The organism is Pseudomonas sp. MH10, assembly GCF_034353045.1.
Lineage (GTDB): Bacteria > Pseudomonadota > Gammaproteobacteria > Pseudomonadales > Pseudomonadaceae > Aquipseudomonas.
This window is the reverse complement of record NZ_CP133783.1, coordinates 2,904,056-2,916,321: the sequence shown is the minus strand read 5'-3', so window position 1 is coordinate 2,916,321 and position 12,266 is coordinate 2,904,056. Positions and strand designations below refer to the sequence as shown.

The following is a 12,266-nucleotide window of genomic DNA, read 5'->3' as shown; positions in this document are numbered from 1 at the left end:
GCACTCAATCCTCCCTCTGCTGTGAATGATGAACCCTGAAAGCGCTGTACTATCGAATCGCGCTAAGGTAGCTCACTAGCTGCGATGCGTTATTAATAAACTGAAGGGAAGCGTCAGCGTCCTCCATCGTCGCCGCCGCGTTAATCGTCAAGAACAGGTTGACCGAAGAAACAACTTTTTTGAACTCGGCGCGGTAGAGCTTACGTTGTTCGTCCATGGTATGAACCGCGGTGAGAAACTTCATGCGCTCTATGACCAAAAGGTTACTTTTTTCGAGGACGGTAATAGCGTCAGATTTAGCGTCAATCTTTTTTCGTAGTCCATCACGCTCGGCGACCATCGACAAGTAGCTAAACGCAGCCTGTGCATCAGCTAACGTTTTTTTCATTTGGTCGAGGGCCATTTGTACCAGTGCCATTTTCGGTGGTTGCATGCCCATACCGGCGATTTTTTCCGCCGTCAAAATGGCATCTTCGCCGATGCTCATAAGGCCGACGGCCTCAAGCGTTGCCATGGCATTGGTAATGACTTTACGCTGTGCGGAAAACACGTCACGTGCTTCAGTGAGTTGCTGAATGTCAGCGATCAATTGTTCGTTCCCGCTTGCAAACTCCAACCAGTAGGCCTTTGTCTTGGCCGGGTCAAAGTGGTCACTCATGTTGCTCAAGGCTGATTCCAGTTTGCTGGCCTCTTCACCGGTTGCTTTAATGGCCCTCGCCAGGCGGGCGTTTCCACCGCTTACGGCGTCCTCTTGGTCCTCCTCGTCGTCCATTTGCGCCAGTTCTTCTTGGTAGCTGCGCACCCTTGATACGGCAAGATCGAGTTCTATGGCGATGGCTTGGCAGCTATTTTCGAGGGTGCTACGGGAGCCGATCACCACTTCGCACCATCCTCGGGATTTGGCAAGCAGGCTAGGCAGGTAATTTGTGTTTAAAGCCGCTACTTCAGCGATTGCCCGCGCGTCCCTCATCTGTTCGGTACTGCCGTTCATAACCTCCAGTTGTGGATCGTCAAATTCTGCGTTTTGTTTCATTGTAACGACGTTCGTTTTAGTGATCATTGCGTTATTCTCAGTTGTTATTAAGGCCTAAAGATTTGATTTCATCATCCGCTTCCCGGAATACATCCAGTAATGCGTCAGCGTCTTTGCCAATTGATACCCAGGGTTCTACGACGAAGCCGAAGTGCGCCGCAAATAAACGGGCTTTCATTGCGTCGTCGATTTCGTTAGCTTCTTCCAGCGATTTATTTGCATAGATCGACATCGCGTTCCAAACGGTGATCAAATTCTTAGTGGCGGTGTCAGCATCGATTACCAGTAACTCAAGGTCTTGCATATCAAGCTTGACTCTGTTCAAGTTGTACAGTGTCCTGTCTTTTATTCCTAGAGTTCCAATGTCGATTTCCTGCAAGGCTTTAAGGCGATTTCTTTCTGTTCGGATTTTTTCAGCTTCAACGCCTATGTAAATAGCCATGCCCAGACCATAGACATTCAAAGAAGACGCTGCTTTCAATGAATCCTCGACTGCTTTCTTGTATTCTTTTGTTTTCTCATCAATGTCGAGTGCTCGTTGTTCTATCACCCCAGCCAGGGATTTGATTTCCGCCGTAAGAGGTGTGTTGCTGATGGCTTGCAGTCGTTGATGAATTTCCGGGCGAACGGTTAGAGAGAGATCATTACCAAAATCGAACAGCAGCTGGTTGATTTCTTGGGCGTCTTTTTGTTTCTGTTCGACTTTTTTTAACATCTGCTTAACAAAGTGGCCAAAATCGTTTGCGGCTTCTTTGTCCGCACTGTCGAAGCCAATGTCCGGGAAGTCAGGGCCCAGTTCTGCTTGCACTCGCATCAGGTCTTCGACGGTATCAATGCCGAGGTCAGAGAGGCGCTGATTACCTTTGATTTCATCAATGGCGTTTGCAATGGCTTTGCCGAACAGCACAATATGCCCAGCAAACACTTTAAGTTCACTGCCTACTGCTTTGATCTTTACACAAATAGGGTTCCAGCGTTTCGCGTGGTTGTGGACAATGGTAAACGTGTGTTGAAAGTTTTCCAGGAGTAATCCCGGGCCCGCATAGGTTTCAAAATTGAGGTAGTTCTCTACACCCTTGAGGTCAGTGGGCAGCTGCAATCCTGCGATTTCATAGAGACGAAGCTGAACAAGTTCAGCTTTAGTCAGCGCAACACCCTTTCCTCGGGTGCTGTTTTCTGCGCGGCCAGCGGAGGCGTTGATAAAAATCTTAGGCGCGTTAATGGCATCGTCTATAAAGTCTTTAGCGTCATCGTCATAAGCTGCTTGATTCATGGTTAAGTCCTTTGTGTGAGGAGTATGCATCGATCCTGATGCAACTGGTGTAAGTGCAATGTGTTGGGTGTTTTTGGCACTTGCATGCAGACTAGGGGCTTGCTGTTAGGGCTGTCAAAAGCGAAAACAGGTCACGAGTCGTAGGACGAAATTGGGAAATATGTAGGTAATCGTCTATTACGTACTAGATACCGAAGAGGGCGTTGCGCCGCAGTGTTGTATCAACTTATGAATTAATGGCAGGCCATTAGTAAATTATTCACGGCTGTCAGGTCGTGCCGTGTTTGTGAATCGACGGATGAGAATATTTTTTGTTTAGGCGTCATAATGCGCCCCTGCGGAGTGATGAGGTCAGGTAGGAGGAAACGAAATGTAGGGTAGGAAGAGTATTTTCGTTATGACAGCGGGTGGTTATTTTCAAGACGAACAAGTTGCGCCAAACGTTCGTTATATCTTTCCGAAAATTTTCGGATTCTCTTATCTTTCGCGTCGCCCAGTGATTTACCGCTTACGCGTAAAAAATTTATATTGCCTTTTTTCAGGGCAATTTCCAGCCAGTACACGGCGCGGGTAATATTTCCTTCTTGTGCCAAAACGGCGGCGTGGCTGAACTGGCCGCGGAAGTCCCCGGCTTCAGCAGACAACTTGTACCACTCGTGAGCCGCAGGCAGGTCAAGGTCACAGTTTCGGCCGTCTTCCAGATAGCGGCCCAGCAGGTTCATGGACTTTGCATGGCCCATGTGGGCGGCCTTGCGATAACACGCTAGCGCTCGATGTTGGTCCTCAGGAATACCGCGCCCGGTCGCCAGCAGATTAGCCAGGTTATACAAGCCCCAATCTAGTCCCGCTTCGGCAGCCGTCTGGTAATGACTGGCGGCCTGTTCCCAGTCGATATCGCAACCCCAGCCATGTTCCTTGCAGCGACCGAGCATGTTGTGCGCCATGACATGGCCGTTCTTCGCGGCTATCTGAAACCACACTAAGGCCAGCGCCGGGTCTTTCTGAATGCCGGTGCCGTCCAGCAGGATTTGCCCTAGCAGCGCCTGCGCATCGACCACGTGCGACTTTGCCGCACTGAGTATTGCTTGAGCGGCTCGGGGTGGGTTTTGCGCCAACATGGCGCGAAGCTGATCGCCGTTTACCGTCTCTGTGCGTCGCAAGGTATAGGTCACCGCTTACACCTCGACCCAGCGGCGTAATAAGTTGTGGTAGGTGCCGGTCAGTTGAATCAGTGAGGGGTGATCCGGGACGTCCTGCGTCAGTTGCTGGAGTGACCTGTCCATCTCAAATAACAGCGCACGCTGGCTGTCCTCCCGAACCAGGCTCTGGGTCCAGAAGAATGAGGCATATCGCGCACCACGTGTGACGGCGTTGACCTTGTGCAAGCTAGTGCTTGGGTAAAGCACCAGGTCACCGGCGGGAAACTTTATTTTCTGAGCGCCATACGTGTCCTGAATTTCCAGTTCGCCGCCGTCGTACTCATCGGGATCGCTGAAAAACAGGGTGGACGATAAGTCAGTGCGCACTCGCTCCGGGCTGCCCTGGGCCTGGCGCACGGCGTTATCGATATGGAAATCGAAGCTGCCACCGGCGGTGTAGCAGTTAAGCAGCGGTGGAAAAACCTTGTTCGGCAATGCGGCAGACATGAACAGCGGGTTGGCCCAAAGGCGCTCCAGCAATGCGGCTCCAATCTCTTGTGCCAGCGGATGGCCTTCGGGCAGTTGCAAGTTGTGCTTGGCTTTTGCCGACTGAAAACCCGCTGTAATTTTACCGTCTGCCCAGTCCGCTTGTTCCAGTGCTAAGCGAATACGAGCGACCTCGTCGCGGTTAAAAATACCCGGAATGTGAAGAAGCATGGGAGGCGCTCTTGAGAATAAATGACGGATGCTAATGATTTGCATTGGCGTTGTAAATGCTTTTATGTATCAAATCGCGGTTTTAAAATTAAATAAGCGATCAGTTCAAATAATAATGATTCTCAATTGCTAGAGAGACTTATTTCCCCTATATTCCGCAACCTCAATTCTTTGGGGAAGGAATCCACCCATGTTGCGAAGCCCACTACACCCTTCGGCTCAGTCACCTCGGCTAGTTGCTTCTGCATTAGGCGTGGTCATGACGGCCTTCTCCGCAGCGCAACTAGTACATGCCGCCGAGGGCACTAACGATGTGGCTCTTGACACTGCGGTCTCCCTTGGCGCCACCCAGATTACCGGTGAAGGCCAAGACCAAACGGCTTATCAGGTAGAGAAGGCGTCTTCGCCCAAATACACCGCGCCGCTGGTTGATACCCCGCGCTCAGTGACGGTGGTTGCGCAGCAAGTACTCAAGGATACCGGCGCGACATCGCTGCAGGATGCGTTGCGTACCGTGCCGGGGATTACCTTTGGCGCAGGCGAGGGGGGTAACCCGCAAGGTGACCGGCCGTTTATCCGTGGCTTCGACGCTCAGGGCGACACTTACCTGGATGGCGTGCGTGACACGGGTTCGCAAACCCGGGAAATCTTTGACGTCGACTCAATCGAAGTCAGCAAAGGGCCCAACTCTGCATTCGGTGGTCGCGGTTCGGCCGGCGGTAGCTTGAATATCGTCAGTAAAGCGCCGAAAGACGCTGACTTCACGGACGGGGGCTTCACTTTCGGCTCGGATCAGACCCGCCGCTACACGCTGGATGTAAACCGGAAGTTTCTCGACACCGCAGCGTTTCGCTTGAACCTCATGAGCCACGAACAGAATGTGGCGGGCCGCGATGCGGTCAACTACGATCGCTGGGGTGTAGCGCCTTCGGTGACCTTTGGCTTGGGCACGCCGACCAGGGTCAACGTCAATTACTACCACCTTGAAAGTAACGACCTGCCTGACTCCGGCATTCCGTACGGGTACAGCTCAGCATCGGCAACTGCCGCGCACGTACACGACAAGCCAACCGATGGCGGCAACAGCAGCAACTTCTATGGCCTGAAGGACCGTGACTTCCGCAAGACCCGGACCGACATCAGTACGTTCTCTATCGAGCACGATATCAACGATGAGATGACGCTGAAGAACACCCTGCGTCATGGCAGCACCCGTCAGGATTATGTCCTCACCCAACCGGACGATAGCCAGCACAACGTCAACCAATACGGCACCGTATGGCGCCGGGCTAACACCCGGGTCAGCAGCACCGAAACCAGTACTAACCAGACTGACCTGTTTGGCGAGTTCCGGGCGCTGGGCTTCAAGAACAAATATTCAACCGGGCTGGAAGTAACCCGGGAAGAAAGTACGGTTACGGGCTACACCGTCACGCCAAACAGTAACCCGGCGGGCGGAGGATGCCGTCCTGGCGTCGTTGCCAGCGGTACCTGTACTTCGTTAAGCGACCCTAATGACAACGATGACTTCTCGGGTTCTATCGCGCGCAACTACGCAGGAACTAACACGGTGGGCAACACCCGCGCGCTGTACGCGTTTGACACCCTCGAGCTGGACCCGAAGTGGCTGCTAAACTTCGGCCTGCGTTATGACACCTTCGATACAACAGCAAAGAACACCACCACCGGCCGTACCAGTAACGAAAGTAACTTCTGGAACTGGCAAGCGGGTCTGGTCTGGAAACCGATAGAAAACGGCAGCGTTTATGTGTCCTACGCCACCTCGGCAACACCGCCGGGCTCTTCGCTGAACGAAGGGTCTGATGGCAACCCCCTGACGGCGGGTAACAGCACCCTGCAAAGTGATCTGCAGCCGGAAACGACCAAGAACTATGAGTTGGGCACCAAGTGGGATTTATTCCATGATCGCCTTTCGCTAACCGCGGCAGTCTTCCGCACGGAGAAAGAGAACACTCGGGTATTGGTGCAGAGCAATACCTACGAAAATGCCGGTGAGTCCCGTGTCGATGGATTGGAGCTGTCAGCCACCGGTAAGATCACCGAAAAATGGCAAGTCTTCGCCGGCTACAGCTACTTGAAAAGCGAGCTGGTGGATCCTGGATTGACCGGACGCAACGGCGTTGTCACCGCGAACGCGCTGTCCTCGGCGGGCAACGAAATGCCCAACACGCCGAAAAACAGTTTCAGCCTGTGGACCACCTATGAAGTGATACCAAAACTCACGATTGGTGGCGGTGCATTTTATGTCGACGACGTTTACGGTGATCCGGCCAACACCGTGTATATTCCCTCGTATACCCGCTATGACGCCATGGCCAGCTACAAGCTGACTAAAAATGTCGACCTGCAATTGAACGTGCAAAACCTCACCGACAAAACGTACTACGACAAAGCTTACGCTGCGCACTTCGCCAATCAGGCTGCCGGTCGCACAGCGCTCATGGGCGTAAATGTCCACTTCTGATACACGCTTGCTCCAACCCCGCTCACTGACGTGCGCGGGGTTTTTATATGCGGATGAGAATGTTTTCTGTTCAGGCGGCATAATGCGCCTCAGCAGATGCAACTGAGGTCATTAAGGTGTTGAAGAAAGCGCTGTTTCAAGTCCATTGGTTCTTCGGCATCAGCGCGGGTCTGGTCCTGGCGATCATGGGGATCACCGGAGCGATCACCTCGTTTCAAGATGAATTGATAGACGTGTTCAATCCCGATGCATTGCGCATTGAACAGCGTATTTCAGGGCAATTGCCGCCCTCGCAGTGGGTACAGAAACTCGAAGCCAGCACCGGAAAAGCTGTATCCGCACTCTGGGTCAGCGTGTCCGACGATAAAGCCGCGCGGGTATTGTTTACGCCACCGCCGGGTCAACGCCGTGGCGAACTGAATTATTTCGATCCCTACACCGGCATGGTGTTGGACGTTCATTTATTCGGTGAGGATTTCTTTGCGCTGATGCTGCAACTGCACCGCACGCTGGTGCTGGACGAATTCGGCAAGCAATTGACCGGCGCCAGCACCCTGATTTTGGTGTTCTTCTGTTTGTCCGGCCTCTACATGCGCTGGCCGCGCCAAGTACTCAGCTGGCGTACATGGCTGACGTTGGACTGGGCAAAAAAAGGCCGCGCATTCAAATGGGACCTGCACTCGATTTTTGGTACTTGGTGCTTGGTGTTTTACCTGGTGTCAGCGTTGACCGGCCTGATGTGGTCCTACGAGTGGTACAGCAATGGGGTGAATCTATTGCTCGGTGACGGCCCTGCAGGCGAGGTGCGCAAAGGCGGTCGTGGTGGCCGCGGACCCTCCGGGCCAGAAGGTCCGTTACCCACTGTGAATTACGACGCCGTGTGGAACAGCATTCAGCGTGTTGCGGGTCCTGAGTTGAGCAGCTGGAACTTGCGTCTGCAACCGGTTTCGGGTCAGCCCGCGACGGTCTACTACCTGTTGCGCAATGCCGAGCATCAGCGTGCCCTTAACCAGATCACCCTCGACCCAGCGACGGGCATTGTCAGCGCCCAGTCGCGTTATGCCGACAAGAGCCTTGCGGCCAGGTTATTGATCAGTAATTACGCGCTGCACGTGGGCAGCTATTTCGGGATTGTCGGGCGGATTGTCATGTCACTTGCGGCGCTGATGATGCCGTTGTTTTTTATCACCGGATGGTTGCTGTACCTTGATCGACGTCGCAAGAAACGCCAGATCGCAACCGCCCGTGGCGCGCTGACGGCGAATCCAGACAGCCGCACGCCCGCCTGGTTGATCGGTTTCGCCAGCCAAAGTGGTTTTGCCGAGCAGTTGGCGTGGAAAACGGCTGGGCAGTTGCAGGCCGCCGGGTTAGCGGTGCGTGTGCAACCGTTGGCCGAGATCACCGAGCAGGATCTACGCCAAAGCCGCAACGCCCTGTTTGTGGTCAGTACCTTTGGCGACGGCGAGGCGCCTGACGGTGCGCGCGGGTTTGAGCGGGCGTTGCTCAGTCGGTCGTTACCGCTACTGGAGCTTAATTACGCGGTGTTGGCATTGGGTGACCGGCAGTACCAACATTTCTGCGCGTTCGCTAAACGATTGCATGATTGGTTGGCGGTACACGGCGGCAGCTCGCTGTTCGCGCCGATTGAAGTTGATAGCGGAGACAGTGCATCCCTGCATCACTGGCAACAACGCCTGGAGACGTTGACTGGACGCAAGTCGGCGGCGGCGTGGCAATCGCCTGAATTTGAAAACTGGACCTTAAGCCGGCGTGAGCTACTGAACCCGAACAGCGAGGGGTCGAAGGTATTCTTGATCGACCTGATGCCGCCTGCCCTCTGTGCCTGGGAGGCAGGGGATTTGGTCGAGGTATTGCCGTGTGACAGCGTGGTACCCCGTGAATACTCCATCGCTTCGATTCCTGCGGACGGCAACTTGCAGCTGATTGTTCGCCAGGAAATACACCCGGACGGCAGCCTCGGGCTGGGCTCGGGGATGCTGACTGAACGTGCATTGTTAGGCTCATCGGTCAGTCTGCGTCTGCGGCGTAACAGCAGCTTTCATCTGCCAAGCGAGCCAATGCCGATGATATTACTGGGCAACGGAACTGGGTTGGCGGGTTTGCGCAGCTTGCTCAAGGCACGGATTGCTCAGGGGCAAACGCGGAACTGGTTGGTGTTCGGCGAGCGCAATGTAGCTCACGATTTCTATTGTCGCAAAGAGCTACAAGGTTGGTTAGCGACGGGCGATCTGGCGCGGCTGGATTTAGCGTTCTCCCGCGACCAGCCCGAGAAAATCTACGTGCAGGATCGGTTGCGTGAAGCTGGCGATGAACTGCGCAAGTGGCTGGCGGATGGCGCAGCGATCTACATGTGCGGCAGCTTGCAGGGCATGGCGATGGGCGTCGAGGAAGTGCTGGTCGAGTTACTGGGCGTTCACGAGGTCGAGCAATTGGTCGAGCACGGACGTTATCGGCGGGATGTGTATTGACTGAGCTGTTCGCTGGATCGGCGGCATGCCGAGATTAGGAAAGGCAGCAATGAGGTCTTTCTGATACACCGCGCTGCCTGCTTCCCGAATAAATTCGGTCCCACAGAGATTCGAGTCGTGCCCAAACTGGGTGTGTGGGCACGGGCTCTGTGGGACCGAATTCATTCGGGAAGCGTTCTTCCGCGACCAGTCCGAAGGGCTTGGCGAGGTGGGCCTGATACACCGCCTCGCCAGCAGGTTGGTTCTTAGAGATATTACGCGGCGTTACCCTCGACGAACTGCTCGGCGTAGTGGCAGGCAACCTGACGGTTGTCGACTACACGCAAGGCAGGTTCGTCGGTGGCGCACAGCTCGGTCGCGTAGGGGCAGCGCTTGTGGAAGGCGCAGCCGGTTGGCGGGTTGAGCGGGTTAGGCAGTTCGCCGATGATTTTGATCTTCGGCTTCAGCGGGTCCGGGTGAATGGTCGGGGTCGCGGACAGCAAGGCCCGCGTGTACGGATGCAATGGCCGGTTGTAGATCTCTTCCTTAGGGCCCATTTCCGCCGGACGTCCCAGGTACATCACCAGCACGGTATCGGCGACGTGACGCACCACTGACAGGTTGTGCGAGATGAACACGTAAGCGGTGTTGAACTCCTGTTGCAAATCCATGAACAGGTTAAGCACTTGGGCCTGAATCGACACGTCCAGCGCCGAGGTCGGTTCGTCCGCCACCAGCACTTTAGGTTGCAGCATCATCGCCCGGGCCAGCGCAATACGCTGGCGCTGACCGCCGGAGAACATGTGCGGGTAGCGGTGGTAATGCTCGGGCCGCAGACCGACCTGCTGCATCATCGCCTGCACTTTCTCCCGACGCTCTGCCCGCGACAGGTTGGTGTTGATCAGCAGGGGTTCGCCCAGTTGATCACCGACTTTCTGCCGGGGGTTAAGCGATGCATACGGGCTTTGGAACACCATCTGCACGTCACGTCGCAATTGCTTGAGTTCTGCTTTGCTGGCGCCGGTGACTTCCTGGCCGGCAATTTTTAGCGAACCGGAGGAGGGCTCTTCAATCAACGTCAAGGCGCGGGCCAGGGTCGACTTGCCACAGCCGGATTCGCCAACCACAGCCAGGGTTTTCCCGGCTTCCAGCTCAAACGACACGCCGTTGAGCGCACGAACCAGCGCGTGCCCTTTGAACAGGCCGCGTGATACTTCGTAGTGACGGGTCAGGTCGCGGGCAGTAAGAACGACGGTCATTACGCGACCTCCTGGTTCAGCGGGTAGAAACAGCGAGCGAAGCTATGGTCTTTCAGGTCCAGACCAGGACGCTGGGTCCGGCAGTTGTCTTGCACGTACGGGCAGCGCGGCGACAGAAGGCAACCTTGTGGCCGGTCATAACGCCCCGGCACCATGCCGGGCAGGGTCGCCAAGCGATCGGCGCCCATGCTGTGCTCAGGAATCGCGGCCAGCAAAGCTTCGCTGTACGGATGACCTGGAACGTCGAACAAACCCGGCACCTGGCCAATTTCTACCGCTTGGCCGGCGTACATCACGCACACGCGCTGGGCGGTTTCAGCGACCACGGCGAGGTCGTGGGTGATCAGCACCAACGCCATGTCCCGCTCTTTTTGCAGGCTCAGTAACAGGTCCATGATTTGTGCTTGAATCGTCACGTCCAACGCGGTGGTCGGTTCGTCGGCGATCAGCAGTTTCGGTTCGCCGGCAATCGCCATGGCAATCGCAACACGCTGGCTCATGCCGCCCGACAGTTGGTGCGGGTAAGCATTCAAACGGGCGGCGGCGCCGGGAATTTCTACTTTTTCAAGCAGCTCCAAGGCACGCTGGCGGGCGGCTTTGCCGTTCATGTTCAAGTGTTGACGCAAGACTTCTTCGATCTGGAAACCCACGGTGTAGCTCGGGTTGAGCGCCGTCATCGGGTCCTGGAACACCATTGCCATGTCTTTGCCAATGATGCGGCGGCGCTGGCGGTTACTGAGGGTGAGCAGTTCATTGCCGTCGAAGTTAAGCGAGTCGGCAGTGACCACGCCCGGTTTGTCGATCAAGCCCATCAGCGCCATCATGGTCACCGATTTGCCGGAACCCGATTCGCCAACGATGGCCAGTACTTCGCCTTTTTCTACGCTGATGCTCAACCCGTCTACTACCGGAATAGCGTTGGCGTCGCCGAAGCGGACGTTGAGATTCTTGATTTCTAGAAGTGACATACGAATCTCCTCAGGCGGCATTTTTGAGTTTCGGGTCCAGCGCATCGCGCAACCCGTCACCCATCAAGTTGATTGCCAGCACGCTGAGCAAAATGGTCAGGCCAGGCAGGCTTACCACCCACCAGGCGCGTTCGATGTAATCGCGCGCGGAGGCCAGCATCGTGCCCCACTCCGGGGTTGGCGGTTGAACGCCCAGGCCAAGGAAACCCAATGCCGCTGCATCAAGGATCGCCGAGGAAAAACTCAAGGTCGCCTGCACGATCAGTGGTGCCATGCAGTTGGGCAGCACGGTGATGAACATCAGGCGTGGCAGGGTGGCACCGGCCAAACGGGCGGCGGTCACGTAATCACGGTTCAGTTCGCCCATGACCGCAGCACGGGTCAGTCGCACGTAGGAAGGCAGCGACACAACGGCAATGGCGATGATGGTGTTGATCAGGCCAGGGCCGAGGATGGCGACAATCGCCACAGCCAGCAGCAGCGACGGCAGCGCCAGCATGATGTCCATCAGGCGCATGATCGACGGGCCAAGAATGCGCGGGAAGAACCCGGCCAGCAGGCCCATTAGAATCCCTGGGATCAACGACATGACCACCGAGGACATGCCGATCAGCAGCGACAGGCGCGAACCGGTGATCAGGCGCGACAACAAGTCACGACCCAGTTCATCGGTGCCCAGCAGGAATTGCCATTGACCGCCCGCCAGCCAGACCGGTGGGGTCAGCAGGAAGTCGCGGTATTGTTCGCTGGGGTCGTGTGGGGCGACCCACGGCGCGAACAAAGCGCAGAAAACGATCAGGGTCATGAACATCAGGCCGGCAACGGCGCCTTTGTTCTGCGCAAATGCGCTCCAGAATTCTTTGTATGGCGACGGGTACAGCAGGCTTTGATCGACTGCTACCGCGGGAGTAGATGTGCTCATAG

Annotated in this window: 9 protein-coding genes; 2 read left to right on the top strand and 7 right to left on the bottom strand. The window is 55.6% G+C overall.

Annotated elements, in window-relative coordinates; genetic code table 11:
* Nucleotides 1-49 precede the first annotated feature (49 nt).
* The 4 genes from RHM59_RS13045 to RHM59_RS13030 all read right to left on the bottom strand — a co-directional run bounded on the left by RHM59_RS13045 (nucleotide 50) and on the right by RHM59_RS13030 (nucleotide 4,162).
* Nucleotides 50-1,060, bottom strand: coding sequence for an alpha-xenorhabdolysin family binary toxin subunit B (locus tag RHM59_RS13045; protein WP_322224225.1), 1,011 nt, complete (start codon nucleotides 1,058-1,060; stop codon nucleotides 50-52).
* Nucleotides 1,061-1,070: 10 nt separating this feature from the next.
* Nucleotides 1,071-2,306 (bottom strand): alpha-xenorhabdolysin family binary toxin subunit A, encoded by a 1,236-nt coding sequence (locus RHM59_RS13040; RefSeq protein WP_322167559.1) that lies wholly within the window; start codon nucleotides 2,304-2,306, stop codon nucleotides 1,071-1,073.
* A 395-nt stretch (nucleotides 2,307-2,701) separates the two neighbouring features.
* A complete protein-coding gene (locus tag RHM59_RS13035) occupies nucleotides 2,702-3,478 on the bottom strand; it encodes a tetratricopeptide repeat protein (protein ID WP_322167560.1) in 777 nt (258 codons plus the stop codon).
* Between the two features lie 3 nt (nucleotides 3,479-3,481).
* Nucleotides 3,482-4,162 (bottom strand): Fe2+-dependent dioxygenase, encoded by a 681-nt coding sequence (locus RHM59_RS13030; RefSeq protein WP_322167561.1) that lies wholly within the window; start codon nucleotides 4,160-4,162, stop codon nucleotides 3,482-3,484.
* A gap of 190 nt (nucleotides 4,163-4,352) precedes the next feature.
* On the opposite strand from RHM59_RS13030, the gene RHM59_RS13025 reads away from it, so the two are divergent.
* Nucleotides 4,353-6,647, top strand: a complete 2,295-nt coding sequence (locus RHM59_RS13025) for a TonB-dependent siderophore receptor (protein WP_322224222.1) — start codon at nucleotides 4,353-4,355, stop codon at nucleotides 6,645-6,647.
* 116 nt (nucleotides 6,648-6,763) lie between these two features.
* Nucleotides 6,764-9,136 (top strand): PepSY domain-containing protein, encoded by a 2,373-nt coding sequence (locus RHM59_RS13020; protein ID WP_322224220.1) that lies wholly within the window; start codon nucleotides 6,764-6,766, stop codon nucleotides 9,134-9,136.
* A gap of 254 nt (nucleotides 9,137-9,390) precedes the next feature.
* Here the strand turns inward: RHM59_RS13020 and RHM59_RS13015 are convergent, their stop codons facing one another.
* From RHM59_RS13015 to RHM59_RS13005, 3 genes are read right to left on the bottom strand one after another with little or no spacing between them, the layout of a single operon-like run.
* Entirely contained in the window at nucleotides 9,391-10,374 is a 984-nt protein-coding gene (locus RHM59_RS13015) for a peptide ABC transporter ATP-binding protein (protein ID WP_322167564.1), read from the bottom strand.
* Nucleotides 10,374-11,342 carry an ABC transporter ATP-binding protein gene (locus RHM59_RS13010; RefSeq protein WP_322167565.1) on the bottom strand — a complete coding sequence of 323 codons (969 nt, stop codon included), beginning with the start codon at nucleotides 11,340-11,342 and terminating at the stop codon, nucleotides 10,374-10,376. The genes RHM59_RS13015 and RHM59_RS13010 overlap by 1 nt, the downstream gene beginning before the upstream one ends.
* A gap of 10 nt (nucleotides 11,343-11,352) precedes the next feature.
* Nucleotides 11,353-12,264 carry an ABC transporter permease subunit gene (locus RHM59_RS13005; protein ID WP_322167566.1) on the bottom strand — a complete coding sequence of 304 codons (912 nt, stop codon included), beginning with the start codon at nucleotides 12,262-12,264 and terminating at the stop codon, nucleotides 11,353-11,355.
* Nucleotides 12,265-12,266: the final 2 nt, after the last annotated feature.